Source organism: Streptomyces sp. B1I3, assembly GCF_030816615.1.
Taxonomy (GTDB): Bacteria; Actinomycetota; Actinomycetes; order Streptomycetales; family Streptomycetaceae; genus Streptomyces.
Genome location: NZ_JAUSYD010000001.1, coordinates 63227 through 87436 on the forward strand (window position 1 = coordinate 63227; position 24210 = coordinate 87436).

Here is a 24210-nt window from a genome sequence, read left to right on the forward strand (position 1 = left end):
CGATCACCTCCTGAAGGGAACACCCGCACATGACCACCAGCACCGGCTTCGACGTCCGCAGGATCGGCGGCCGTATCGGCGCCGAGATCCTCGGCGTGGACCTCTCCACCGACCTCGACCCCGCCGTCGTCACCGAGATCAACTCCGCACTCCTGGAACACAAGGCGCTCGTCTTCCGCGACCAGAACCTCGACGACGCGGGCCAGCTCCGCTTCGCCTCCCTCTTCGGCGACCTCACCACCGCGCACCCGACCGTCCCCTCCGTCGACGGCCAGCCCCAGATCCTGCCCGTCGACGGCGACGAGGGCATCCGCGCCAACCAGTGGCACACGGACGTCACCTTCGTCCGTACTCCCCCGAAGGCGTCCACGCTGCGCAGCATCGTGGTCCCGCCCTACGGCGGAAACACCCTCATCGCCAACTCGGCCGCCGCGTACCGGGATCTCCCCGAGCCGCTGCGCGAGCTGGCGGACAGGCTGTGGGCGGTGCACACCAACGACTACGACTACGCCGCCCCGAAGAGCGAGAAGGCCGCCGAGCACCGCAAGCGCTTCGTCTCCCGGAAGTACCGCACCGCCCACCCGGTCGTCCGCGTGCACCCCGAGACCGGGGAGCGCGGGCTGTTCATCGGCGGCTTCGCCCAGAGCATCGTCGGCCTCGGCCCCGCCGACTCCCGGGACCTGCTGCGCATCTTCCAGTCGTACGTCACCCGCCCCGAGAACATCGTGCGCGTGGCCTGGACACCGGGCGACCTCGTCCTGTTCGACAATCGCATCACCCAGCACTACGCCCCCGACGACTACGGCGACCTGCCGCGCCTGCTGCACCGGGTGACCGTGGCGGGCGACGTTCCCGCCGGTGTCGACGGCGCCCTCAGCCACGTCATCGAGGGCGACGCCGCCCACTACACGCCCACCGCGGCCTGAGCACCTGGGCCGCCGGGCAGGGGACGCCCGCCCCTGCCCGGCTGCCCGCCTGCAGCGGACGCCGACGGTGGCCGTACGGGATAATGCGCACATGAGGATCTCAGCCAGGGCGGACTACGCGGTACGTGCCGCGCTTCAGCTCGCCGCGTCACGGGATGCTGGGCCGCTGAAGGCCGAGGCCATCGCCGACGCCCAGGACATCCCGCACAAATTCCTCGAAAGCATCTTGAACGACATGCGCCGAGGCGGTCTCGTGCTCAGCCAGCGCGGCGGCAACGGCGGCTACCGGCTGTCCAAGCCCGCCGAGTCCATCACCATCGCCGACGTCATCCGCACCGTGGACGGACCACTGGTCTCGGTACGCGGAGTACGCCCCCCGGAGCTGTCCTACACCGGCCCCGCCGAGTCGCTGCTCCCCCTGTGGGTCGCGCTGCGGTCCAACGTGCGCGAGATCCTGGATGGCGTGTCGCTCGCCGACGTCGCGTCGGCCCAACTGCCCCCCGCCGTGTCCGCGTTGACCGACGCACCGGGCGCCTGGGTGAATCCCTGACCGCTGGGCCACTCATCGCCGATCTCATAAGGCGAGATAGCGGCGTACTGACCCGGTCCGCCGCGCGCCATGGTCGACCCAGTCACCAAGTCCCGTCCGATGCTTGGGAGCAGGGCTTGTTCGCCCCGCTCGTCGGCGATCTGGGCCAGCAGCTGGGGTCGTTGTCGATGATGGTGTTGACCCTTTCGAGGCATGCGTGGAGCCGGGCGGGCAGGTGCGGGCGCTCTGCTCGCTGGTCTAGCAGGACGCGGTCGCGGTCAGCCACCCATCGTGCGCAATAAGCACTGCGACACGGACGATCATTCCCGGGATAGTTGGGTTGTCAGGCATCAAGCGGGTCGCGGTGACTGGCAAGCACGGCGAGCCCGAGGCGACGCTACGGCGGGTCCGGCACCTGTTCGTCAACCGGGGCAACCATGCGCGCGGCCCTGCGCAAGATGGTGAACGCCACCTTCGCCGCCCGGGACGAGAGGTGGTGGGGCACCGGCACCTCGTGCGCCTCCGACAGCCGCTAGGGCGTGTTTCGAAAGTCCCGCCTGCCCGGGGGCGTCTGGCTCGCACGCTCGCCGCGTTGTCGGGATCACCCCGATACACCCGGTATCGAGGCGACCCTCCGCCTTGCGATCGCACGCACCAGACGCCCCCGGGCCTGCCCTTCGGGCAGACGACGCTACTTTCGAAACACGCCCTAGTTCGGCGCCTGGTCCTTGGACCTGATGACGGAATGGCATCAGCACCCATGCAGAATGTCCTGTGACAGCACATCTCGTTTCATTGCCACTGAACTGAGACCGTCGAGCTCACCGGGGGTCTGTGCCTGTACTTCCATCATGCGCATCGCCCGCTGTGACGACGAATGCCGAACCACCGTCATCAATGCCTTCTTCGACCTCGCCGACACCATCAGCACCGTGCGTAGTCTGATCGGCCGAGCGTGGACCACTCACCGCTGGGAGGACCGCCCCCGCCGCCGCCCGTGACGGACCACCATCCGCGCCGGCTCCAAGCCGCTTGCGCGAGAAGCGATCGGCGGGAGCGGCTCAGACCCGGCCACGGCGCCCACGCCTACTCATTCGGGGAGCGTCGCGGTGATCCATGGGCGGTTCAGCCCAGCCAGGCGGCAAGACCTGGCTTGTAACTTGATCCGGTGACGGTGGCATTGATCGACTCAAAACGTGGCCTCTTCAGAGGCGGGGCTCCAGTACCTCCAGGGTGCCGGTCGTGGTGTCGTAGCTGCGCAAGGTGGTAAGCCCGGCCGACGACGGCGGCGCGGGCAGCAGTTCGGCGACCCGTCCGCCGGCGAACGCACCAGGGCGTCGGGTCCGTCCCAGGGTGATGTGCGGGCTCCAGCGCCCCGGTGAGTGGAGGGGGTTGAGGGTCTGGGGCGGAACGTCCGAGGCGACCGCCTCCCACACCCGGCGGTGCAGACCGGCCAGCGCCGCATCGCAGTCCAGCGCCCAGGCCAGCACCGAGGTGGGCCGCTCGAAACGGACCACACCAGTGAAGCGCACCGGCAGCGGCAGAGCGGTGGCCACCTCCGCCAGCTCCCAGCGGATCGGGGCAGTCAGCTCCGGGCAAGTGGCCAGGGTGAGGTGTGGACTGTTCGTCGGTGAGCGGTGGCGCGCCTGACTGGGCAGCCCCGCATCGGCCAACCGCTTCCAGGCCCTCCGGACCGCCAGCTCCGCCACCTCGTCCAACAGGAGCTCGACCGTGCGCATCGCCTCAGCCTACCGGCGGCCACCCCGCGGGTTTCGCTGCCCGCCGTCCGGCAGTACGCGACGCCTGCGGTTCCTGTGCCGCCGATCACGGCGCCGTCAGCTTGCGGTTGGATGGGCAAGAGCTGCAACCAGAGCGCACCCGGGACTGCAGCCCCGCACAACCCGTTGATCTGGCCTGCGAACGCCTCGGAGAGGCCCGGGTTTGCGGTGTCCGGATCGCTCTCGACGTAGAGCTGACCGTAGTGAACGTGCACCTCGCCCGTGACTGGCCTGCCCCTAGCACCCCTCTCCTTGTGTCCGACGGCCTCGAACACCCTCGGTCGGACGGGCCGCCACATGCACCGCATCATGCCGTAGACCACCGACAACAGGGCCGAGGACGCTATGAGGCCGGCCGTGACGCCGGGCGCCGGTGAAGGACGGGAAAATGGCGAGCACGGGCTCAACAACTGCCGATCATTCCCTGCACCCCCCGCGCGACCGCCCACTCGAGGACGGCTTCGCGAAGGGCTCGCCCTTGTGGCGGATGATCATGTCAGCGAACCTCACCGTCGGTCCGCCCCGGTTCGTCCGGCGCGACACGGCTACAGGCCGCTCCCGCGGTGGAGTCCGTCCCACGCCGCGGGATGTGCACCTTGCCTTCCTGGGTCGGCGCATCGATGAGCGGGACGGCGACCCACCCGGCAACTGCCCGGCTCCGGCTGAGTCACCCCGCGCCGGCAGCCGGCTCAGCCCTCGCGCCCGAGTGCCGCCGCATGACGGGTGAACAGCTCGTGGAGGTCACGGGCCGCCCGGGGCACGGAAACGGAGGGGCGGCGCTGCATCACCAGTTCGACGTCGGTGGTGTCCCCGGTGATCGGGCGGCAGGTGATCGCCCCGCAACGCTCGAGCGGGTCGCCGAACACGCTGAAGTCGGGCAGCACCGTGGCCCCCAGCCCTTCGGCCACCATCAGCTTCCCCATCTCGGCGCCGTCGGTGGAGTACGAGAACGACGGCGCGCGTCCGTCGAGCAGCCGGTGGATGTAGCGGTGCATCACATAGCCGGAGCGCATGACGATCAGCGGGTGCGCGAGCAGGTCGTCCGCGATCACCGCGTCCAGCCGGGCCAGCGCGCTGTCCGGGCGGACACACACCACCGGCCGCCCGCGCAGCAGTACGGTGGTCTCCAGGCCGTGCGCCGGGTCGTCGCCCCGCAGGCAGTTGACCAGGCCCAGGTCGAAGGCGCCCTCGGTCAGTCCCCGCCGGATGTCCTCCTGCTGGGCCCCCACCACCTCGACCTGGGTCAGCGGGTGCGTCTCGCGGAACTCGCGCATGGTCGGTATGACCAGGGGGACGGTGGCCGTGTTGACCGTGCCGAGCCGGATCATACGGCTGATGCGGTGCTGGTCGTCCGCCGCGCCACGCAGCCGGTCGACCGCGTCGAGCACGCCCCCGATGAGTGGCAGCAACTTTTGTCCCTCCGCGCTGAGTTTCGCGCCGGAACGTTTGCGTTCGAGGAGGTCGACACCGAGTTCCCGCTCCAGATTGCGCACCGTCTCGCTGAGAGCGGGCTGCGACACGTGCAGTTCCTCGGCCGCCCGGCGGAGTGATCCGAACCGTGTCACGGCCGCAATGTATTCCAGCTGTTCGATACGCACGGGATTCAGCGTGCCCGCTTCCCGGGGTGCGTTCAAGGGAAACCCTATGACAGCCTCGCGAACAACGACTCCCCCTGCACGTCCGGCGCGGGTAATGTTGTACCCGGGCCGGACGTCACTCGGGGCGCCGCCCACTATGCGGAACGGCATACCGGCTCTCTTGACCTGCCGGACTCCCCACTGGTTGGATCGGTGACATGAAGCGACAGGACCTCACGCGACGACGCCACGTCGACCTCGCGCGTGTCTCCAGCGCCGTCTGTCGCCCCGCGGTCTGAGAGCACCGGCTCCACGCCGTCCGGGGCACGCGCTTCCGGCGGCCCGAGAGGGCAACCCTCGTGCAAACCCGCCGGCCTCCTGCCGGCCGGTGACGTACAGAACCCCTCGCCGCCTTTTCCCGCGCATTTCTTCCCGGCCGGTTCGTCGCGCGGTCACGCAGCTTCCGCGATGACCTCCCGTACGCGTTTCTCCGCCTTTCGGCAGCGCTCTTCCTGAAGTGCGTTCTGCCGCGCCCAGGCGCTCTTTCGCATACCCGGTATCCGCTTTTCCGCCGACCGATTCCGCTTCTTCTCCCCTGTCTTCCCGTCGTCGGCCCGCGTCCGCGCATTTCCATGAACCTGAACCTCCGGAGTTCCCTCATGCCCGTACCGTCCGGCTCCGATCCGGTCCGTTTCGCCTACTGGGTGCCCAACGTCAGCGGTGGCCTGGTCACCAGCACTATCGAGCAGCGCACCGACTGGGGTTACGACTACAACCGCGAACTCGCGGTGCTCGCCGAGAACAACGGCTTCGAGTACGCGCTCAGCCAGGTCCGCTACATGGCCAGCTACGGCGCCGAGTACCAGCACGAGTCGACGAGTTTCAGCCTCGCCCTGCTGCTCGCCACCGAACGTCTGAAGGTCATCGCCGCCGTCCACCCGGGTCTGTGGCACCCGGGTGTGCTGGCGAAACTGGGCGCCACTGCCGACCACCTGTCCGGCGGCCGCTTCGCAGTCAACGTGGTCAGTGGCTGGTTCAAGGGCGAGTTCACCGCCCTCGGCGAGCCCTGGCTCGAACACGATGAACGCTACCGGCGTTCCGAGGAGTTCATCCGCGCCCTGCGCGCCGTCTGGACCGAGGACCACGCCGAACTGGCCGGTGACTTCTACCGCATCCGCGACTTCAGCCTGAAGCCCAAGCCGGTCGAGGTGACGGGGCGCCCCCATCCGGAGATCTTCCAGGGTGGCAACTCCACTGCCGCCCGCGCCATGGCGGGACGCGTCTCCGACTGGTATTTCAGCAACGGCAAGGACTTCGACGGCGTCACCGAGCAGCTGCGCGACGTACGCGCCTCGGCTGCCGGAGCGGGGCGCGCCGCGCCTAAGTTCGGACTCAACGGCTTCCTCATCGCCCGCGACACCGAGGCGGAGGCGCGCGACACCCTGCGGGAGATCGTCGCCAAAGCCGACACCGAGGCGGTGCACGGCTTCGACTCCGCCGTCCGGCAGGCCGGCAGGTCCACGTCCGACGGCAAGGGCATGTGGCAGGACTCCACGTTCGAGGACCTCGTCCAGTACAACGACGGCTTTCGTACGGGACTCATCGGCACGCCCGAGCAGATCGCCGAACGGATCGTCGCCTACAAGCGCCTCGGCGTCGACCTGCTCCTGCTCGGCTTCCTGCACTACCTGGAGGAAGTCGAGTACTTCGGCAAGCGCGTCCTGCCGCTCGTTCGCGAACTGGAGGCACAACAGCCCGACCGGGAACCCCTGCCCGCCGCGCGGGCCTGACCCGCGCTCCCGTACCGACGACACCACGACATCCTGCGACACCGCGCGACACCGTTCGGAGAGGAACCCTCCCATGAGCACCGTCACCCCCATCGACTGGACCATCCTCCCCCGTCCCACCGACCCGGCGGGCTGGGTGGCCCGCGCCGCCGAGGTCGCTGCCGTCCTGGCCACCGACGCCGCCGAGCGCGACAAGGCCGGCGCCACCCCGTACGCCGAGGTGCGGCTGCTGAAGGACTCCGGGCTCGTCACCCTCCTGGGCCCGGCCGTGCACGGCGGTGGCGGCCAGGACTGGCCCACCGCCTACCACGTCGTACGGGAGGTGGCGAAGGCCGACGGGTCCATCGGCCAGCTCCTCGGCTACCACTACCTGTGGAACTGGGCCGCCCGCCTGGTCGGCACCCGCGAGCAGTGGGAGCAGGTGGAGGCGACCGCCGCCCGCGAGCGGTGGTTCTTCGGCGGGGCGGTGAACCCGCGCGACAACGACGTGGTGGTCACCGAGGACGGCGACGACCTGGTCTTCACCGGCGCCAAGACGTTCTCCACCGGCAGCAGGGTCTCCGACGTCACCGTGCTGGAAGGCGTCCTGGACGGCACCGACCAGCACATTTTTGCCATCGTCCCCTCCGACAGCGAGGGCCTGACCTTCCACGACGACTGGGACAACATCGGCCAGCGCCTCACCGAGAGCGGCGGCGTCACCCTCGACGGCGTCCGCACGCCGTGGGCGTCGGCGGCGGGCTACGCGGACAAGGTGTTCACGCCCCGCGTGTACAACACCCTCAACGTCCCCACCATCCAGCTGGTGTTCGTCAACTTCTACCTCGGCATCGCGGCGGGCGCCCTGGAGACCGCCGCTACCTACACCCGCACCAAGTCCCGTTCCTGGCTGCACGGCGGATACGACAAGGCGGTCGACGAGCCGTACGTCGTCGACGTCTATGGCGACCTCACCTCCAAGTTGTGGGCCGTGGAAGCCCTCGCGGACGCCGTCGCCGTGGAGGGCCAGCAGCTCCACGACGACCCGGACACGGTCACCGAGCAGGCGCGCGGCGAGTTCGAGGTCCGGGTCGCCGCCGTCAAGGCCCGCGCGACCGACGTGGCCCTGGAGGTGACCAGCCGGATCTTCGAGGTGACCGGCGCCCGTGCCACCGCGTCGGCGGAGGGCCTCGACCGGTTCTGGCGCAACGTACGCACCCACACCCTGCACGATCCCGTCGCCTACAAGCGCCGCGAGGTCGGCCGTCACGTCCTCACGGGCGAACTGCCCGAACCCACCTGGTACTCCTGATCCCTGAGCGACCCCCTGAGAGGTCCTGCCCCATGGCCACCGTTCTGTCCGTCTCCGGAAGCCCGTCCGCCACCTCCCGCACCGCGCGGCTGCTGCGTCACCTCGACGCCCGGCTCGCCGCCCAGGGGCACGAGGTGATCCCCTTCGACGTCCGCACCCTGCCCGCAGAGGCCCTGCTCGGCGCCGACTTCCGCCATCCCGCGATCGTGGCAGCCACCGAACTGTTCGCACGGGCGGACGGGGTGGTGATCGGCACGCCCGTCTACAAGGCCGCCTACTCGGGCCTCCTGAAGTCGCTGCTCGACCTGCTGCCGCAGTACGCCCTCGCGGGCAAGACCGTTCTGCCGCTGGCCACCGGTGGCACGACCGCACACGTCCTGGCCATCGACTACGCGCTGCGCCCCGTCCTGTCTTCGATGGGTGCCGGGCACATCGTGCAGGGCTGGTTCACCCTCGACAAGGACCTCGCGGTGGGTGAGGACGGCGCGCTGAGCGTGGCGCCCGCCGCGGCGGAGGCGCTCGGGCAGGTCGTCGACCAGTTCTCGTTCGCCCTCGGCGGCCGGGCCCCCCTCCTCGCGGTTGCCGGATGAGCCGCGCGCACATCGTCACGGACGGCTCCGAAGCGCTCGCCGTCGCCTCGGAGCTCGCCACGGAGTTCCGCAAGGGGGCCGCCGAACGGGACGCCGGACGACGGCTGCCACATTCGGAGGTGGACCGGCTGTCCGCCTCCGGCCTGCTCGCCGTGACGGTGCCCGCCGAGCACGGCGGCGCGGACGTCGGTGCCGGGACGCTCGCCGAAGTGTTCCGGCTGCTCGCCGCCGCCGATGCGTCCCTCGCACAGATCCCGCAGAACCACTTCGTGTACGTCAACGTGCTGCGTGCCCAGGGCACCGCAGCACAGCGGGAGTTCCTCTTCCGTGAGGTGCTGGCGGGCAAGCGGTTCGGCAACGCCCAGTCCGAGGCGGGCACCCGGCACGTCCTGGACATCCGGACCCGCCTGGATCCGGCCCCGGACGGCGGTGGTTCCTACCGGCTGACCGGCGTCAAGAACTACTGCACGGGCGCTCTGTTCGCCGACTGGATCCCGGTGCTCGCCCGGGCCGCTGACGACCGCCTGCATGTCGCCTACGTACCGCGGGACGCGCCCGGGGTCACGGTGGTCGACGACTGGGACGGCATGGGACAGCGCACCACGGCGAGCGGCACCGTACGGCTTGACGGCGTGTCCGTGCCCGCCGACCGGGTGGTGCCGCACCACCTCACCTTCGAGGGGCCGCAACTGCACGGCGCCTTCGGACAGTTGCTGCACGCGGCGATCGACGCGGGCATCGCCTCGGGGGCGCTCGCGGAGGCCGTGGACTTCGTCCGGACGAAGTCCCGCCCCTGGTTCGAGAGCGGCTTCGAGTCGGCGGCCGACGATCCGCTCCTGGTGCAGCGCTTCGGCGAGCTGGCGATCCGGGTGCGGGCCGCCGAGGCACTGCTCGCCGAGGCAGCACGCGCCGTGGACACCGCACGGGCTGGCCTGACTGACGCCTCGGCGGCGGAGGCGTCGATCGCCGTGGCCGCGGCGAAGGTGACGGCGGCGGACGCGGCCGTGGAGATGGGCAGCGCCCTGTTCGAGGTGTCCGGCACCCGCTCGGCGCTCGACGGTCTCGGCCTGCACCGCCACTGGCGGGACGCCCGCACCCACACCCTGCACGACCCGGGCCGCTGGAAGGTTCAGCACATCGGCCGGTATGTGCTCAACGGCACCCGCCCGCCCCGGCACGGCCTGCTCTGACCTCGTCCCACCCCCTCACCCCACGCACCACCCGAACGAAAGGCGACACCGGTGAGTCTCACCTTCCACTGGTTCCTGCCCACCAACGGCGACAGTCGGCATGTCGTCGGCGGCGGCCACGGCACCCGCACCACGCCGTCCGGCGGCGACCGGCCGCCCACGGTCGGCTACCTCACCCAGATCGCCCGTGCCGCCGAGGACCTCGGCTTCACCGGGGCCCTCACCCCCACAGGCGCCTGGTGCGAGGACGCCTGGCTGACGACCGCGATGGTCGCTCAGCACACCGAGCGGCTGAAGTTCCTCGTCGCCTTCCGGCCCGGCTTCGTCTCCCCCACCCTGGCCGCGCAGATGGCGTCCACCTACCAACGGCAGACCGGCGGCAGGCTGCTGCTCAACGTCGTCACCGGCGGCGAGAGCCACGAGCAGCGGGCCTACGGCGACTTCCTCGACAAGGACGCCCGCTACGAGCGCACCGACGAGTTTCTTGCCATCGTACGGAAGCTGTGGGCCGGCGAGACCGTGGACCACACGGGCCGGCATCTGCAGGTGGCCGACGCGGCGCTGACGCGGGTGCCCGAACCGGTGCCGGAGGTGTACTTCGGCGGTTCCTCACCTCTCGCCGGTGAGGTCGCCGCCCGGCACAGCGACGTCTATCTGACGTGGGGCGAGCCACCCGCCCAGGTCGCTGAGAAGATCGCCTGGGTGCGGGGCCTCGCGGAGAAGGAGGGCCGCACCGTCCGCTTCGGCATCCGGCTGCACGTCATCACCCGCGACACCTCGGAGCAGGCCTGGGCCGAGGCGCGGCGGCTGCTCGCGGGGTTCGACCCGGAGACCATACAGGCGGTGCAGGACGGGCTCGCGCGCAGCGAGTCGGAGGGGCAGAAACGGATGCTGGCCCTGCACGGCGGCAGTCCGGAGAAGCTGGAGATCCACCCGAACCTGTGGGCAGGCATCGGTCTGGTGCGCGGTGGCGCGGGCACCGCCCTGGTCGGCAGTCACACGGAGGTCGCCGACCGGATCGCCGAGTACCACGCCCTGGGCATCGACGAGTTCGTCCTCTCCGGCTATCCGCATCTGGAGGAGGCGTACTGGTTCGGCGAAAACGTCCTGCCGACCCTGGCGGCCCGCGGGCTGTGGGCCCACCCCGCAGGGCCCGCCGAGGAGCCCGCCGCCACCCAGATCCCCTTCGCGGCCTCCGGCAGCAGGTAGTGAGTCGGCCGGGGTCAGCGGGTGACGGTCGTGGAGAGGCACGGGTCGTAGATGGGGTACTCCCCCACATTCGGCCACAGAGCGGGACGGCCCGCCTGCTCGGGTGCGGGGGTTAGCTTCATGCGCAGGGAGCACCCGTGTGTCTCCATCTGGTGGACGTTGGGCATGGTCCGCCTCTGGCCGCTTCGAGGCAGCCTTCGAGTCCGGTGCCGCCGTGCATACGACCAGGTCACCGTGGTCATCAGAGCAGGGATGGCGAAGAGCGGAGCGAAGGTCAGGCCCCAGACGGTCTGTGCCGTACCGCTCGACATGTACGTCTGGCTCTCGACGGCGAAAGCGACCGCGAGTTGCCACAGCGCCATAAGGACCAGGACGCCCGAGGCCGTCCAGTCCAGCGGGACGAGGATCCTCGGGCGCAGCGGCCGCCACCGGTCACTGACGAGGAGCAGCGGAGACAGAGCGGCCAACTCTGCCGGACTCTCCCGGCCGACTTGTATCTGGCTCTGCACCTCGCGAACGGGGAGACTGGGCCTCGGTCGGCCGGTACGAGCAGCGTGCCGGCCGCCGGACCACACGTGCCGAACCGATCGAGGAGTCCAGATGCGCCTGCTCAAGCACGCGACAGCCACCGTGTTCCTGATCACCGTAGTCTCCGCAGCTCTCGCCCCGCAGGCCACGGCCGTCCCCATGCCCTGGGAGACCAGCAGGACGCCCGGGACTGTCACCCACGACGCCGGCTCCGCAGCGAGCAGCGACAGCGGCACGGCCACCGTCCTGTGCGTCGGTGGCTGCTACCAATAGCCGGAATCCGAGGGTCATGCGCCCGGGGGGTTTGCCACTCCCCGGGGCCCGTCCCAGTCGTCCGCATCGGCTCGCGCCGAATACCGCATGTGAGACGCCGGCAGGCCCCCGCAGCAGCCGCGACTCGGCTTGCGGTACGCGTCTGGGCCCATCTCGGCATGGTTCCAGCACTCTCCGTTACCGGCGCCGGGCTCAGCCGTTGAGCCGATCATGAATACCCGACTGAACGCGCGACGTGTGACCACCGCGCTGGGCACCCTCGCTGTCACCGCGCTGCTCGCCCTGTCCGTACCCGCCACCACCGCCCACGCCGCCGAGTGCGGGGTCCGCTCCGACGGGCGGCTGTACTGCGGCAACTCCGTCGGGGCGAAGGGATACGCGGACCGCTCCTACCGCTCCGCGACCCGCGGCACCCTCACCTCCGGATTCAGCTGGTTCGCGTGCTGGGGCCATGGCGATCCTCACCAGGGTGGTAACGACATCTGGTACTGGACGCAGCTCGACAACGGCCAGTGGGGCAACGTCCCAGCCGTCTCCGTACACACCGGCCAGGACCCAGCCCCCGGCCTTCGCCAGTGCTGAACCGCAGCGGAATCCGAGCGCGCCGGTTGGCCACCCCGGCCAACCGGCGCGCCGTACCCATGGCCTGGGCGGTCTTGGATCGATCGACCTCATGGTCGGGCCATGGACGCCACGCTCACTGCCTCCACCCCCGGCTCGGTGGTGTTCGCCCCAGCTGCCGCCCAGCGGCGGGCGGAAGGGCACCGCGAGCTGGTGCCGTGACCGGCCGCCGGTGGGCTCAGCCGTAATTCGTTTGACCGAGCCGCGGGTCGGCGCTGCACTGTGCCGGGACACCACGAGCCGTGGTGCCGGTATCTCGAGGAGGCAGCGGCAGTGACGGAAATCCGGTCCACGACCGATGAGGACCTCGATGTCTTCATCGACACCGTCCATGCCGCGTTCGGCCGCTTCCCGGAAACCCCGGTGGAGGGCGGCGGGCTCTGGTGGTCGGCGCTCGAGATGGACCGGGGCCTGCTCGCCCTGACGGCGGACGGAAGGCCCGTGGGCACGGCTGCCGCGCACTCGTTCGAGCTCACCCTGCCCGGTCAGGTACCCGTCCCTGTCGCCGGCGTGACCGCCGTCGGTGTCCTGCCCTCCTACCGTCGGCAGGGTGTGCTGAGCGCGATGATGCGGCATCAGCTCGCCGAGGTACGCGCGCGCGGAGAGTTCCTTTCCGTACTGCTGGCCTCCGAAGCTCCGATCTACGGGAGGTTCGGCTATGGACCGGCTACCTACACTGCGCGGCTGACGGTGCCGCGCCCCCAGGCCGCCTTCGCCGCCCCCCGGGCCCACACCCTGGCAGGCGCCCCGGCGGCCGGCTCGGACAACGAGGCGGTCGAGATACTGCGGCGCGCCGAGTGCGGCGACGTCCTGGAAGAGGTCTACGACCGGTACCGCCGCGCCCAGCCCGGAGCACTGTCCCGGCCGCGCCGCTGGTGGGCCCTGCGCGCTGGGCAGCCTCCGATCTCGACCGCACCGCGCTACGTGGCCGTCCACCGTGACGCCGAAGGCGTCCCGGACGGGTACGCCAGCTATTCGATCGGCGAAGCCAACACCTTGACGGTCGACGAGACCATCGCCACCGACGACTCCGTCTTCACGGCCTTGGCCGGGTTCCTGCTCGGGCACGACCTCGTCGCCAAGGTCGTGTTCAAGCATCTCCCGCCCGAGCACCCACTGCGCTGGCAGCTTGCGGACTTCCGCGCCGGCCAGGTGAGCGACGACACGGACTGGCTCTGGGTACGGCTCCTGGACATCCCCCATGCGTTGACCGCACGTGGCTGGTTCACGGACGGTGCGCTCGTCCTCGACGTCGGCGATCCGTTCCTCGGGGAACACGGCCGCTACCTGCTGACCGTCCGGAAAGGCGAAGCCCACTGCATCCCGACGGACCAGGATCCCGACCTGTCCTTGGACATCAGCGACCTGGGTTCGATCTACCTCGGCGGCACCGCTCCGAGCACGCTCGTACGTGCCGGGCACATTCGGGCCCATCACCCGGACGCGGCAGCCCTCGCCGACGCCATCTTCCGCGGCGACCGCCGCCCGCACTGCCTGCACTGGTTCTGACCGCGCGCTCGTCTCCGATCCTGCGATGCACGGGCGGATGACAGCGGCACTGAACACGACCGGGTCGTGTGATCGGCACGCGCCGGATCGCGAGCCGCGGGGCGAGGTGCTGGGCGACCAGCAGGAGAACGACGGTTCCTCGCGAGCGGTGCCACGGCACATGGCCTGTGTGATGGACGGCAACGGCCTATGGGCGCAACGCCGTCCGCTCCCCCGCACGGCCGGCCACCGGGCCGCGGATCCGCGCCGCACGAGCCGGCAGCAGCGGAGCTGCACGTCTCCATAGGTCATCAGGCACGAAACCAGCGGACACACGACAGGCCCTGCCGCCGTCACAACCAACAGCCAAGTTACAGAAGCGCACTCTCGTGAGCTGCCCTGTCAGCCCGCAGGGGCGTCCAGTTGCGTAGCGAGGCGGGCCTTGCCGAAGCGATTGAGCCAGGTACGGAAGTCCATGACACCGGGGTGGGCCCGGCGCAGGGGGGCGAGGTCACTGTCGTAGAAGGTGGCATGCGCCCAGGTGAAGACCTTCGCAACGTCAGGATCGTGCTGCGACAGGATGTCGAGCGGGATCTGGGTGTGCGGGACGGGACGTCCGGCGGCTGCGCTGAGGGCTTCGGCGATCTGCGGGGTGGTGAGCCGGTCGCCGGTGATCTCGATGGCCCTGCCCAGGTAGGCGTCCGGATCGGCGAAGGCCAAGGCGGCGAATGCGCCGGTGTCGTCGATGGCGATGAGTTGCATGACCAGGCCGTCGTGCCAGGGGACGTTCAGTGAGCCGTTCCGGAGAAACCGCGCGGGGCTGGTGAAGTCCTCCATGAACCCGGCCGGACGCAGGATCGTCGCGGGTATGCCCAGCGCGCGGATGTGCTCCTCGATCTGCCACTTCTCGATCTGCCCCCATCCCTGCTGCTCGTAGTAACGGTTCTGGCTCTCAGCACCGCCGACGGACGAGTACACCAGGTGCTGCACGCCTGCAGCCTTCGCGGCATCCGCGACGTTGACGCCCTGGTTGAGTTCGTTGTGGTTGGCGGGCTGAACGCTGTACAGCCCGTAGGCGCCGCGAGCCGCCTCCTCAATCGAGGCGCGGTCGTCCAGGTCACCGCGGACGAGTTCGGCTCCGGCGGCGGCGAGGGCGGCAGCCGCCGGCGTGGTGTCGTCCCGGACGAGTGCGCGGACGTGCCAGCCGTTGGCGAGCAGGTGGCGAGAGGTGGCGCCGCCCTGGTTTCCGGTCGCGCCCGTGACCAGGACCACCTTGCCGCGGGGGGTTGTGGAGGTGTTCATGCTCATGTCTCGGCTCCTGCCGCCGGCGGGGACGCTGTCACATCTGACCATATGACGAAGTTCGAAAATTCGTCAATTAAAAATTGACGATATCTCGCATCCGGTCATACAGTCGCGGCGTGAGTGCCAACACCGAACGACTCCGCGACCCGCAACAGCGCGCCGAACGGTCCGTGCGCATCCTCGACGCAGCCGCAGATCTGTTGACGCGGTACGGCTACCGGCGGGTGACCATGGACGATGTGGCTGCCGAGGCGGGCATCGGCAAGGGCACCGTCTACCTGCACTGGAAGACGCGCGAGCAGTTGTTCGGCGCCGTTTTCGCGCGTGAGGTGCTCCGCGCGATGGACGGCCTGCGGCAGGCGCTCCAGCGGGACCCGCACACCTGCCTGCTGCACAACTTCGCCCGCGTGTACTTCCTGGCGGTCGTGGACCGTCCGCTGCTGCGCGGGCTGCTCCTGGGCGATCCCCACCTGCTCGGCAAGTTGACCGGCGCGCCGGACCCGGCCCGCGACGACCGGCACGCGACGATGGCGCACGGCTACTTCGCGCTGCTCGCCGAGCACGGCCTGCTCCGCGACGACCTGAGCGTGCACGAGATCGGCTACGCCTATCAAGCGACCTTCGAAGGCTTCCTGCGCGCCGAGAGCTCGGCTCCGACGGGCGGCCTGGAGCAGCGGGCCGAGCTGCTCGCGCGGACGGTTGAGCAGGCATTCGAGAACGACGCGGCACCCGACCTGCCCTTCCAGAAGCTCACCGCCGCCACGATCGCGCTGCTTGGCGACCTGATCGAGGCCGACCGGGCCGCTTTCAGCCTGCCCGAAATCTGAGCGCGGCCGGCTGTGCGGCCCAGTACGAGGCGAGCACGGAGTGGGGTTGAGGCCCGAAATGGCTGACAGCCTTCAGCTTGCCGTTTAGCGTCCAGCCGCTTCGGGATCGGAGGCCATCGATGCCTGCAGGACGTGTAGCCATCGTTGGCAGACTTCACGGGTGAGCGGTGCGAACAGCTCGGGGGTCGACATTTCGACGAGGAACTGGGTCAGCCTGGGCCCGGCAGCGGCACAATGTGTTCCACTGGCTCCGCAAAGCTGACCATCCATCAGCCCTACTACGGCGCGCCCTCAAGCCACTGCTTGCAGGCCATACCGAACAACTCGCCAAGACGCTTGACCACAGATGTTCGAGACAGTCAGCACCTGATCTTGCAGGTTGGCACCGCCCTGAGACACGTCGAAGCCCTACCGGATTTTCTACTCTGCCTGCCCCCGCGGCCCGCACGACGCTAGCGTCAAGTACATGATCGTATGGCTCAACGGCACCCACGGCGCAGGCAAGACGACGACCAGTGCACTCGTGCAGCAGCTGATTCCGGACTCACGGGTGTTCGACGCCGAGAAAGTCGGCGAGACACTCATGGACATCAAGCCAGGACTGCCCGCGACGGACAACTTCCAGCACTGGCCGCCGTGGCGGCCCCTCGTGGTCGAGACCGCCCGACGCATCCTCGACTACACCGGCGGCACCCTGGTGATGCCCATGACAGTCCTGGTCGAGCAGTACTGGCGCGAGATCAGCTCTGGCCTCGCCCAGCAAGCCATTCCGGTCCGGCACTTCGTCCTCCATGCCGACCAGGACACCCTCCGCAGGCGCATCGCGGGCGACACCGTTCTTGGCCCCAACTCCCCGTTCCGTCTCCAACACCTTGAGCCCTACGCCGAGGCGGCCCGCACGTGGCTGCACGCCGAGGCCGAGGTCGTGGACACCACGCACCTCACACCCGCCCAGGCCGCCCAGCAGATCACAGAGGCCGTCAAGAGCTGAGAGAACGACCTTCCGGTGCCCAACCTCGCAGGTGACGACAGGCATGCCTGTGTGACCACTATCGTGCTTCGGTTCATCAGACGCCCGCGCCCCCGTTGTCGTTCGGCAGCCGTCAGAAGTCGAGCTACCCATAGTCGATGTCGGTGAACTCGACAGGAAGCCCGGACAGCCCTGGGAAGCGTGGGGACAGCCTGGGACGAGAAGGAGCGGCGTGACGTCGACGTCGAGCACGCCGTCCTGGCCATCAAGCAGGCGGCAACGACCATCTCTGAGGTCTCATGAAGGGGCAAGGCCGCTGATGCGTCCCTGCTGACATCGCCGCACCGCTCATGCCGACGGCGACGAGGTCCCAGTCGCCCCCGGGACCTCCGTCGGCGCGCCAGTCAGCTGTCCGCCCCGATCATCGACCAGTCGACCCGGCCGGCGAGATCCGCGCTGTCCTGGGCCCTGCGGCTGCTGAAGGCGCCAAACGGGTCCAACGAGGGGTGAAAGGTCTGTGCACCGCCCCCTGGCGGTGCTTGGCGCCGTCGCGGTCAGTCGGCCGCAGATCGCTCTGAATTCGGGTCGGCTTCCTGGGTGGCGGCCCAGGTGGCGAGGAGGCGCAGTCCCTCTTCGGAGGGCGAGCCGGGCTCGGCGGTATAGATGGTGAGGGTGAGACCGGGAACGGCGGCCATGTCCAGGCCCTCGAAGGCCAGGGAGAGGTGGCCGACGGCGTGGTGGTGGAAGTGTTTGGTGCCTGTGCCGTGGTGACGGACGTTGTGGGCACCCCACCGGGTACGGAAGGCGTCGCTGCGGGTGGACAGCTCCCCGACCAGGTCGTGCAGATCCTTGTCGTGGGGGTTGCGGCCTGCTTCAGCGCGCACGATGGCGACGGTGATGTCGGCGAAGGCGTCCCAGTCCGGGTAGAAGCGGCGGGAGGCGGGGTCGAGGAAGGTGAAGCGGGCCAGGTTCTGCCGGTTGCCGGGCGTGGCGTAGACGTCAGTGTAGAAGGCGCGGAAGAGCTGGTTGGCGGCGAGGATGTCCATCCTGCCGTTGCGGACGAACGCCGGTCCCGCGGTGATCGCGTCCAGAGTCCATTGCAGGCTGCGGTGCGGTGTCCACTGCCGGGTGGCGGCACGGTGGCGAGGGCGGGTGAGGGCGTCGGATCCGTCGGCGGCTTGGGCCAGGTTCAGCAGATGGGCGCGTTCGGCGTCATCAAGCTGGAGGGCGCGGGCGAGGGCTTCGAGGACGGCCGGGGAGACGCCGGCGAGGTTGCCGCGCTCGACTTTCGAGTAGTACTCGACGCTCATGTCGGCCAGGGCCGCGACCTCGCTGCGGCGCAGGCCCGGCACACGGCGCCGGGATCCGGACGGCAGTCCGGCCTGGTCAGGGGTGATGTTTGCGCGCCGCGAGGTGAGGAACTCGCGGACCTCCTCACGGTTGTCCATCCTTCGACGTTACGTCCCGCACGCGACCATAGGGATGTACTGCCGGTACACCCCTTGTCAGTGACTCGCTCCGCACGTGAAGAGGGGGTTACCTGGAAGGCGTGGTGCTTCGCCTTCCCGCATCACAGCGAGGACGGCGGAGCCCCGTGCCCAGCCCGGGTGGTCCGCCCACCCGTGATTTGGATGCGCACCCTGTATTCGGTAAAGCAAAAGGAACCTTTCATGCGTGGTGCTGTGATTCATGCTCCCGGCGACATCCGCTTGGAGACTCTGAAGGACCCCAAGATCGGGAATCCGACCGATGCGATCATCCGCACGGCGGTGACCTGTGTGTGCGGGTCGGACCTGTGGCCGTACCGGGGGGTGGAGCCGACGGAACACGCCCATCCGATGGGTCACGAGTACATCGGCTTCGTGGAGGAGGTCGGGGCCGAGGTCACCTCGGTCAAGCCCGGCCAGTTCGTGATCGGCTCGTTCGCGACCTCCGACAACACCTGTGCGAACTGCCGCCACGGGTTCCAGTCGAACTGCTTGAACCGCGAGTTCATGTCCACCTGCCAGGCCGACTACGTCCGTATCCCCAACGCCCAGGGCACCCTCGTGGCCACCGGCGGTGTGCCGGACGAGCGGTTCTGGCCGGGGTTGCTGGCCGTCTCGGACGTGATGGGCACGGGCTGGTGGGCTGCTGATGCCGCCGAGGTCAAGCCCGGCTCGACCGCCGTGGTGGTCGGTGATGGCGCGGTCGGCCTGTGCGCGGTGATCGCCGCGAAGGAGATGGGCGCGGAGCGCATCATCGCCATGTCCCGCCACGAGTCCCGGCAGAAGCTCGCCCGCGGGTTCGGCGCCACCGACATCGTCGCCGAGCGCGGCGAGGAAGGTGTGGCTCGGATCAAGGAGATGACCGGCGGGATCGGCGCGGACAGCGTCCTGGAGTGCGTCGGCACCGCCCAGTCCATGAGCCAGGCCCTCCAGTCGGCCCGCCCCGGCGGCAACGTCGGCTTCGTCGGCGTGCCGCACGAGGTCGCGTCGACGGACAGGAACTGTTCTTCTCCCACGTCGGCCTGCGTGGCGGCCCCGCCCCCGTACGCCGCTACCTCCCCGACCTCATCGACCGCGTCCTTGCCGGCGCGATCGACCCGGGCAAGGTCTTCGACCTCACCCTCCCCCTCGACCAGGTCGCCGAAGGCTACAAAGCCATGGACGAACGCCGCGCCATCAAAACCCTCCTCACCCCCTGACCCGGCCCATCAACCGTACGAGGAGCAACCGTGCAGATCGCTCGCAGCTCAATCGACACAGCAAAGGGGCCGGCCGACTGGTTCACCGGCGACGTTTACATCGACGCCGTCGCCGCAGCCCCCGCCCCGTCCCGGGTCACCGCCAATCTGGTGCACTTCATGCCCGGTGCCCGCACCCACTGGCACCGCCACCCACTGGGCCAGACCGTCTTCGTCACCGAAGGCATCGGCCTCTGTCAGCGCCGGAGCGGACCGGTGGAAGTCATCCGGCCCGGCGACCGCGTCCTGTTCGAGGCCGACGAAGAGCACTGGCACGGTGCCGCACCGAACCGGCTGATGGTCCACCTGGCCATCAACGAGGGCGACGACGACCACGACGTCGTGCACTGGCTGAACTCCGTCACCGACGAGGAATACACCGCAGCCCCGGCCACCAGCTAAAACCGGGCCCCCTGGTTCAGGACCGTCATCCTGCGCCGGGCCCTGACCGCCACCGCCACCACCGGCGTAGTGCTGCTGGCCGCGACCGTCTGCTCCGACGACTCACGCGTCGAGCAGGCCCCCGCCACAACCTCCGCCTCGTCGTCCCCCGCGGCGTTCGGGCAGCCCCAGACCTCGGCGTCAGCAAGCGCGTCCGGATCAGACAGGAGAACTGCGATGGACATCCGCGTCACCATCGACGGCCGGCCCGTCGATGCCACCCTGAACGACAGCCCTCCCGCCCGCGACTTCGCCGAGCTGCTCCCGCTCACCCTGGAACTGGAGGACTTCCATCAGGCCGAGAAGGTCGTCGATCTTTCAAGTGGGCTGTCCACCTCCGGAGGCCCCGAGGGAGCCGCCCCGAGGGCCGGTGACGTCGGCTACTACGCGCCCTGGGGCCAACTGGTCCTCTACTACCGCGATGTTCCCTATGCCGACGGCATCATCATCCTCGGCCGTCTCGCCGACGACCGTGACATCGGCCAGCTGGCCACCGCCTCCAAGGTGACCGTCGACGCCGTCCGCTGACCAGGCCGTACCGCCGCTGCCTCGCCCGAACCCCGTATTTCGAACAAGGACCCCCCGCATGCCCACCGCCTCCAGTACCTCAACCGGCAAGATGCCCTTCGTCGTCTGGGTGCTCGCCGCCGGCACATTCCTGATGGGCACCACCGAGTTCGTCATCGCCGGACTGCTACCCGAGATGGCCGCCGACCTGAACGTGAGCGTGTCGCACGCAGGTCTGCTGATCACCGCGTTCGCCGTCGGCATGATCGTCGGTGGGCCCACGATGGCCATGGCCACCCTGCGCCTGCCCCAGCGCCACACCCTCATCGGCGCACTCGCCGTCTTCGCTCTCGGGCACGCCGTCGCCGCCCTGAGCACCTCCTTCACCGTCGTGCTCACCGCCCGCGTGGTGACCGCCCTGGCCACCGGCGCGTTCTGGGCCGTCGGTTTCGTCATCGCCACCACCACCGCAGGGCCCGCACGCGCCACGCGGGCGGTCGGCGTCATGATGGGCGGCCTCACGCTGGCCAACGTGATCGGTGTGCCGATCGGCTCGTTCGTCGGCCACTACACCGGTTGGCGCGGCCCGTTCTGGGCGCTGGCCGTCCTCGCCGCCCTGGCTGCCGCGTTCGTCGGCCGGTTCATCCCCCGTGCCGGACAGCGGGCCGAGGTGTCGGTGTGGGCCGAGGTCCGGGTCCTCAAGCAGGGACATCTGTGGCTGGCGCTCGGCGCAGCCGTGCTGATCATGGGCGGGGTGCTGGCGACGTACACCTACATCACGCCGCTGCTGACCGACCGGGCAGGCATCCCGGCAGGTGCCGTACCGCTGGTGTTGATCGCCTTCGGTATCGGTGCGCTGGGCGGCACCGCCATCGGCGGGCGTCTCGGGGACCGCCGCCCGATGGTCACCACGATCACCGCGGCGGCGGCCACCTCCCTCATCCTGCTGGCCTTGATCCCGGCCTCCAGCAGTCCGGTGGCCGCCGTGGTACTGGTCTTCGGCATGGCCCTGGCCGGGTTCACCGTCAACCCGGTCGTCACCTCCCTCGCCGTCCGCTTCGCGGGCGATGCCCCCACCCTCACCTCTGCGCTGACCACCTCCGGCTACAACACCGGCATCGCCGCCGGTTCCCTCGTCGCAGGCCGGGCCCTGGACTCCTCGCTCGGCCTGACCGGACCGGCCCTGGTCGGCGCCGTCTTCGCCGCGCTCACCCTGCTGCCTTTGATCGCCCTCGCCCTGCGCGGCATCGCCGGCCCCTCGCGGATCGTCGCCCACCACACCTCCGACGCTGACGAACCGTGGCAGACAGCTGACGCCACCACGACGACCGCACGCTGACATCGCCGTACACCTTCGTCGGGAGCAACCGTCACGTACCCCACCTACGACTTCACCGGCGAGGTCGCCTTCATCACCGGAGCCTCCTCCGGCATGGGCCTGGCCACCGCCCGCGCCTTCGCCGAAGCAGGCGCCGCCGTGGGCCTCGCCGGCATTAACGAGGACGCCGTCGACGCCGCCGTCAAGCAGCTCGCCGACGACGGCCACCAAGTCCTCGCGCTGGTCTGCGACGTCACCGACGAGGACCAGGTCGCCGCCGCCGTCGACCGCACGGTCGAAGCCTTCGGACGGCTCGACATGGCCTACAACAACGCTGGGGTCATGCCCCCGCCCACCGACGCCGCCGACGAGAGCGCGGAGCAGTTCGACCGCGTCCAGGCCATCGACCGGCTCGGCACCGCCGACGAGATCGCCCAGGCCGTCATGTGGCTGTGCAGTGACGGCGCCAGCTACGTCACCGGTATCGCATCCTGATGCCGGGGCAGATGCTCAACAACACGCCGAACGTCAGCCAGGTGTACCGGACGGTGCCGCTGGATGTGAACACCCCGCTCCATATGCGCGGCCCCGGCTTCGCCACCGCCTCGTTCGTCATCGAATCGGCCATGGACGAACTCGCCGCCGAGCTCGGCATCGACCCGATCGAGCTGCGCCGCCGCAACGAGCCGTCCGAGGACGAGTCGAAGAACCTGCCGTACTTCACCCGGCGGCTGCGCGAGTGCTACACCACCGGTGCCCGCCAGTTCGGCTGGGACCAGCGCCGAGCCGAGCCGCGCTCGCGCCGGGAGGGGGACTGGCTCATCGGCATGGGCATGGCCGTCGGCGTCTACGACCCGCCGTCATGGGCGTGGGGCTGGCAGCGTGCGCCCAGTCGTCGGACTCGGGCCCCGAAGGGGGTACCTCGGCCCCGTCGTCCGCCGCATCCTCATCGATCTCCCCCTCCGCCGAGGAGCAGGAGAGTACGCCGATCCGGATCAGGATCGGCGGTCGGACGCTGGACGCGACCGTGTGGGACAACCCCACAGTCCGGGCACTGCTTGAGCAGCTTCCGCTGACGCTGTCCTTCGAGGACCTGCACGGGGAGGAGAAGGTCGGTCACCTGGACCGCGAGTTGACGATGGACGGGATGCCCGACGGCGACGACCCCAAGGTCGGAGACCTCGGCTACTACGCCCCGTGGGGCAACGTCGTCCTCTACTACGGCGACGTCGGCCGCTGGGACGGCATCGCCCGCATCGGGCGCATCCACGGCAACCTGTCGGTCATCAGCGACCAAACCGGTGACTTCACCGCCACCCTCGAGGCAGCCAAGTGACTGGCGTCCTCACACGCGCAGGCGGTCGTGCGGCCCTCCTGCCCGGGCCCGTGGCGGACCCGGCGCTGCTGACCGGCTGCACAAGCAGCGGTCCCGGTGACCAAGCCGCCCGGCAGACGTCACCGGCCGCCGTCTCCCAGGCGGCGTCCGCCGTCGACACCCTCGCCGCACCCTTGAACCTCCTCGCCTGAGCTGCATCACCCACAGCAGGTGAGCGCGCAGGCCGCGCACGGAAGGAACCACACTTCATGTCACTCATCCTGGTCACCGGCGCGTCGACCGGACTGGGCCTGGCGACAACGTCCGAGCTCGTGGACCGCGGCCACGATGTCGTCCTGCACGCCCGCAGCCCGGCTCGTCTCGAGGGTCGGGACGTCAGCGACCGAATGCACGGCGTCGTGCTCGGCGACCTCGCCCACCCGAAAGAGACGGCGAGCGTGGCCGAGCAGGCGAACGCGTTCGGACGCTTCGACGCGGTCGTCCACAACGCCGGCACGATGGACGGCCCCGACGTGATCGCAGTCAACGTCCTGGCCCCCTATCTGCTGACCGCGTCGATGCCGCAGCCGGGCCGGGTCATCTTCCTGTCCAGCTCGATGCACCTGTCCGGCCGCCCCGACGTCGGTCCCGTGATCGCCGGCGACGGCGGCTCGTACTCCGACAGCAAGCTGCTCGTCACTGCGCTCGCACTCGCCCTCTCCGCCCGGCACCCGCAGCTGCTCTCCCACGCGGTCGACCCCGGCTGGGTGCCGACCCGGATGGGCGGTCCATCCGCGACCGATGACCTCGCCGAGGGGCATCGAACCCAGGCGTGGCTCGCCACCGCTGCAGAAAGCGAGATCGATCCGCGCACCGGCGGTTACTGGCACCACCGCTCCATACGCCAACCGCACCCGGCCGCGCTGGACCCGGTGTTCCAGCGGCAGCTCCTCGACGCGCTCCACACGCGCACCGGCCTCGCCCTGCCCGACGGGCCCGCGCGCTGACGTCC

At 69.8% G+C, this 24210-nt stretch carries 25 protein-coding genes and 5 pseudogenes; 24 read left to right on the forward strand and 6 right to left on the reverse strand.

All coding sequences use genetic code 11. The features are described 5' to 3' along the window. The first annotated feature begins 29 nt into the window (after positions 1-29). The 3 genes and pseudogenes from QFZ58_RS00350 to QFZ58_RS00360 all read left to right on the forward strand — a co-directional run. Positions 30-926: a TauD/TfdA family dioxygenase gene (locus tag QFZ58_RS00350; RefSeq protein WP_307122848.1), complete on the forward strand. Its 897-nt coding sequence runs from the start codon at positions 30-32 to the stop codon at positions 924-926. A gap of 91 nt (positions 927-1017) precedes the next feature. Further along, positions 1018-1476 (forward strand): Rrf2 family transcriptional regulator, encoded by a 459-nt coding sequence (locus QFZ58_RS00355; RefSeq protein WP_307122849.1) that lies wholly within the window; start codon positions 1018-1020, stop codon positions 1474-1476. An 833-nt stretch (positions 1477-2309) separates the two neighbouring features. Further along, positions 2310-2456 (forward strand): annotated as a pseudogene (locus tag QFZ58_RS00360) (IS5/IS1182 family transposase); the annotation flags it as partial. Positions 2457-2660: 204 nt separating this feature from the next. On the opposite strand, the gene QFZ58_RS00365 reads toward QFZ58_RS00360, so the two are convergent. Both QFZ58_RS00365 and QFZ58_RS00370 read right to left on the reverse strand, forming a co-directional pair. After that, positions 2661-3194, reverse strand: coding sequence for a 2'-5' RNA ligase family protein (locus QFZ58_RS00365; RefSeq protein ID WP_307122850.1), 534 nt, complete (start codon positions 3192-3194; stop codon positions 2661-2663). 728 nt (positions 3195-3922) lie between these two features. Further along, complete coding sequence (locus QFZ58_RS00370) at positions 3923-4831, reverse strand: LysR family transcriptional regulator (RefSeq protein WP_307122851.1); 909 nt, start codon at positions 4829-4831, stop codon at positions 3923-3925. A gap of 197 nt (positions 4832-5028) precedes the next feature. Here QFZ58_RS00370 and QFZ58_RS34335 point away from each other — a divergent pair, with 197 nt between their 5' ends. From QFZ58_RS34335 to QFZ58_RS00395, 6 genes are all read left to right on the forward strand, one after another. Next, on the forward strand, positions 5029-5109 hold the full coding sequence (locus tag QFZ58_RS34335; protein WP_373428643.1) for a putative leader peptide: 81 nt from the start codon (positions 5029-5031) through the stop codon (positions 5107-5109). A 360-nt stretch (positions 5110-5469) separates the two neighbouring features. Next, a complete protein-coding gene (sfnG, locus tag QFZ58_RS00375) occupies positions 5470-6600 on the forward strand; it encodes a dimethylsulfone monooxygenase SfnG (RefSeq protein ID WP_307122852.1) in 1131 nt (376 codons plus the stop codon). Between the two features lie 73 nt (positions 6601-6673). Then, entirely contained in the window at positions 6674-7891 is a 1218-nt protein-coding gene (locus QFZ58_RS00380; RefSeq protein ID WP_307122853.1) for an acyl-CoA dehydrogenase family protein, read from the forward strand. A 32-nt stretch (positions 7892-7923) separates the two neighbouring features. Then, a complete protein-coding gene (gene ssuE / locus QFZ58_RS00385) occupies positions 7924-8481 on the forward strand; it encodes an NADPH-dependent FMN reductase (protein WP_307122854.1) in 558 nt (185 codons plus the stop codon). Further along, the gene (locus QFZ58_RS00390; protein ID WP_307122855.1) at positions 8478-9671 is read left to right on the forward strand and encodes an SfnB family sulfur acquisition oxidoreductase; all 1194 of its coding nucleotides are present in this window, start codon (positions 8478-8480) and stop codon (positions 9669-9671) included. The genes ssuE and QFZ58_RS00390 overlap by 4 nt, the downstream gene beginning before the upstream one ends. Positions 9672-9722: 51 nt before the next feature. After that, the gene (locus QFZ58_RS00395) at positions 9723-10880 is read left to right on the forward strand and encodes an LLM class flavin-dependent oxidoreductase (RefSeq protein ID WP_307122856.1); all 1158 of its coding nucleotides are present in this window, start codon (positions 9723-9725) and stop codon (positions 10878-10880) included. 14 nt (positions 10881-10894) lie between these two features. On the opposite strand, the gene QFZ58_RS00400 is transcribed toward QFZ58_RS00395, so the two are convergent. Then, on the reverse strand, positions 10895-11347 hold the full coding sequence (locus QFZ58_RS00400) for a hypothetical protein (protein ID WP_307122857.1): 453 nt from the start codon (positions 11345-11347) through the stop codon (positions 10895-10897). Between the two features lie 133 nt (positions 11348-11480). Between QFZ58_RS00400 and QFZ58_RS00405 the strand changes: the two genes are divergently transcribed. The 4 genes and pseudogenes from QFZ58_RS00405 to QFZ58_RS34340 form a co-directional block, all read left to right on the forward strand. Further along, positions 11481-11681, forward strand: coding sequence for a hypothetical protein (locus QFZ58_RS00405; protein ID WP_307122858.1), 201 nt, complete (start codon positions 11481-11483; stop codon positions 11679-11681). A 210-nt stretch (positions 11682-11891) separates the two neighbouring features. After that, positions 11892-12263, forward strand: a complete 372-nt coding sequence (locus QFZ58_RS00410) for a hypothetical protein (protein WP_307122859.1) — start codon at positions 11892-11894, stop codon at positions 12261-12263. Between the two features lie 312 nt (positions 12264-12575). After that, on the forward strand, positions 12576-13811 hold the full coding sequence (locus QFZ58_RS00415; protein ID WP_307122860.1) for a GNAT family N-acetyltransferase: 1236 nt from the start codon (positions 12576-12578) through the stop codon (positions 13809-13811). A gap of 37 nt (positions 13812-13848) precedes the next feature. Then, positions 13849-14052 (forward strand): annotated as a pseudogene (locus QFZ58_RS34340) (hypothetical protein); the annotation flags it as partial. A 140-nt stretch (positions 14053-14192) separates the two neighbouring features. On the opposite strand, the gene QFZ58_RS00425 reads toward QFZ58_RS34340, so the two are convergent. After that, on the reverse strand, positions 14193-15098 hold the full coding sequence (locus tag QFZ58_RS00425) for an NmrA/HSCARG family protein (protein ID WP_307122861.1): 906 nt from the start codon (positions 15096-15098) through the stop codon (positions 14193-14195). Between the two features lie 113 nt (positions 15099-15211). On the opposite strand from QFZ58_RS00425, the gene QFZ58_RS00430 reads away from it, so the two are divergent. Then, entirely contained in the window at positions 15212-15922 is a 711-nt protein-coding gene (locus QFZ58_RS00430; protein WP_307122862.1) for a TetR/AcrR family transcriptional regulator, read from the forward strand. Between the two features lie 466 nt (positions 15923-16388). Next, positions 16389-16913, forward strand: a complete 525-nt coding sequence (locus QFZ58_RS00435; protein ID WP_307122863.1) for an ATP-binding protein — start codon at positions 16389-16391, stop codon at positions 16911-16913. Positions 16914-17446: 533 nt separating this feature from the next. On the opposite strand, the gene QFZ58_RS00440 is transcribed toward QFZ58_RS00435, so the two are convergent. Further along, positions 17447-18340 (reverse strand): helix-turn-helix transcriptional regulator, encoded by an 894-nt coding sequence (locus QFZ58_RS00440; protein WP_307122864.1) that lies wholly within the window; start codon positions 18338-18340, stop codon positions 17447-17449. A 222-nt stretch (positions 18341-18562) separates the two neighbouring features. Here QFZ58_RS00440 and QFZ58_RS00445 point away from each other — a divergent pair. Beyond that, positions 18563-19578: pseudogene (locus tag QFZ58_RS00445) on the forward strand (zinc-dependent alcohol dehydrogenase family protein). Positions 19579-19608: 30 nt separating this feature from the next. Next, positions 19609-20019, forward strand: a complete 411-nt coding sequence (locus QFZ58_RS00450; protein WP_307122865.1) for a cupin domain-containing protein — start codon at positions 19609-19611, stop codon at positions 20017-20019. Here QFZ58_RS00450 and QFZ58_RS00455 read toward each other — a convergent pair. Then, positions 20016-20243, reverse strand: a complete 228-nt coding sequence (locus QFZ58_RS00455) for a hypothetical protein (protein ID WP_307122866.1) — start codon at positions 20241-20243, stop codon at positions 20016-20018. The two genes, QFZ58_RS00450 and QFZ58_RS00455, sit on opposite strands and share 4 nt — an antisense overlap. Between QFZ58_RS00455 and QFZ58_RS00460 the strand changes: the two genes are divergently transcribed. From QFZ58_RS00460 to QFZ58_RS00490, 7 genes and pseudogenes are all read left to right on the forward strand, one after another. Beyond that, positions 20236-20586 carry a cyclophilin-like fold protein gene (locus QFZ58_RS00460; protein ID WP_307122867.1) on the forward strand — a complete coding sequence of 117 codons (351 nt, stop codon included), beginning with the start codon at positions 20236-20238 and terminating at the stop codon, positions 20584-20586. The genes QFZ58_RS00455 and QFZ58_RS00460 overlap by 8 nt on opposite strands. Before the next feature lie 58 nt (positions 20587-20644). Beyond that, positions 20645-21904, forward strand: coding sequence for an MFS transporter (locus tag QFZ58_RS00465; protein ID WP_307122868.1), 1260 nt, complete (start codon positions 20645-20647; stop codon positions 21902-21904). A gap of 93 nt (positions 21905-21997) precedes the next feature. Beyond that, positions 21998-22292: pseudogene (locus QFZ58_RS00470) on the forward strand (SDR family oxidoreductase); the annotation flags it as partial. Between the two features lie 79 nt (positions 22293-22371). Further along, a pseudogene (locus tag QFZ58_RS00475) lies at positions 22372-22737 on the forward strand (molybdopterin cofactor-binding domain-containing protein); the annotation flags it as partial. 173 nt (positions 22738-22910) lie between these two features. Further along, positions 22911-23219, forward strand: a complete 309-nt coding sequence (locus tag QFZ58_RS00480; RefSeq protein ID WP_307122869.1) for a cyclophilin-like fold protein — start codon at positions 22911-22913, stop codon at positions 23217-23219. Next, complete coding sequence (locus QFZ58_RS00485) at positions 23216-23410, forward strand: hypothetical protein (RefSeq protein ID WP_307122870.1); 195 nt, start codon at positions 23216-23218, stop codon at positions 23408-23410. The genes QFZ58_RS00480 and QFZ58_RS00485 overlap by 4 nt, the downstream gene beginning before the upstream one ends. A gap of 57 nt (positions 23411-23467) precedes the next feature. Continuing rightward, positions 23468-24205, forward strand: a complete 738-nt coding sequence (locus QFZ58_RS00490; protein WP_307122871.1) for an SDR family NAD(P)-dependent oxidoreductase — start codon at positions 23468-23470, stop codon at positions 24203-24205. Positions 24206-24210: the final 5 nt, after the last annotated feature.

Excerpts from the sequence above, each read along its gene's own strand:
- QFZ58_RS00350 (WP_307122848.1), top strand. The coding sequence starts at position 30 with ATGACCACCAGCACCGGCTTCGACGTCCGCAGGATCGGCGGCCGTATC.
- QFZ58_RS00355 (WP_307122849.1), top strand. The coding sequence starts at position 1,018 with ATGAGGATCTCAGCCAGGGCGGACTACGCGGTACGTGCCGCGCTTCAG.
- QFZ58_RS00365 (WP_307122850.1), bottom strand. The coding sequence starts at position 3,194 with ATGCGCACGGTCGAGCTCCTGTTGGACGAGGTGGCGGAGCTGGCGGTC.
- QFZ58_RS34335 (WP_373428643.1), top strand. The coding sequence starts at position 5,029 with ATGAAGCGACAGGACCTCACGCGACGACGCCACGTCGACCTCGCGCGT.
- sfnG (WP_307122852.1), top strand. The coding sequence starts at position 5,470 with ATGCCCGTACCGTCCGGCTCCGATCCGGTCCGTTTCGCCTACTGGGTG.
- QFZ58_RS00380 (WP_307122853.1), top strand. The coding sequence starts at position 6,674 with ATGAGCACCGTCACCCCCATCGACTGGACCATCCTCCCCCGTCCCACC.
- ssuE (WP_307122854.1), top strand. The coding sequence starts at position 7,924 with ATGGCCACCGTTCTGTCCGTCTCCGGAAGCCCGTCCGCCACCTCCCGC.
- QFZ58_RS00390 (WP_307122855.1), top strand. The coding sequence starts at position 8,478 with ATGAGCCGCGCGCACATCGTCACGGACGGCTCCGAAGCGCTCGCCGTC.
- QFZ58_RS00405 (WP_307122858.1), top strand. The coding sequence starts at position 11,481 with ATGCGCCTGCTCAAGCACGCGACAGCCACCGTGTTCCTGATCACCGTA.
- QFZ58_RS00410 (WP_307122859.1), top strand. The coding sequence starts at position 11,892 with ATGAATACCCGACTGAACGCGCGACGTGTGACCACCGCGCTGGGCACC.
- QFZ58_RS00425 (WP_307122861.1), bottom strand. The coding sequence starts at position 15,098 with ATGAGCATGAACACCTCCACAACCCCCCGCGGCAAGGTGGTCCTGGTC.
- QFZ58_RS00435 (WP_307122863.1), top strand. The coding sequence starts at position 16,389 with ATGATCGTATGGCTCAACGGCACCCACGGCGCAGGCAAGACGACGACC.
- QFZ58_RS00440 (WP_307122864.1), bottom strand. The coding sequence starts at position 18,340 with ATGGACAACCGTGAGGAGGTCCGCGAGTTCCTCACCTCGCGGCGCGCA.
- QFZ58_RS00460 (WP_307122867.1), top strand. The coding sequence starts at position 20,236 with ATGGACATCCGCGTCACCATCGACGGCCGGCCCGTCGATGCCACCCTG.
- QFZ58_RS00455 (WP_307122866.1), bottom strand. The coding sequence starts at position 20,243 with ATGTCCATCGCAGTTCTCCTGTCTGATCCGGACGCGCTTGCTGACGCC.
- QFZ58_RS00465 (WP_307122868.1), top strand. The coding sequence starts at position 20,645 with ATGCCCACCGCCTCCAGTACCTCAACCGGCAAGATGCCCTTCGTCGTC.
- QFZ58_RS00490 (WP_307122871.1), top strand. The coding sequence starts at position 23,468 with ATGTCACTCATCCTGGTCACCGGCGCGTCGACCGGACTGGGCCTGGCG.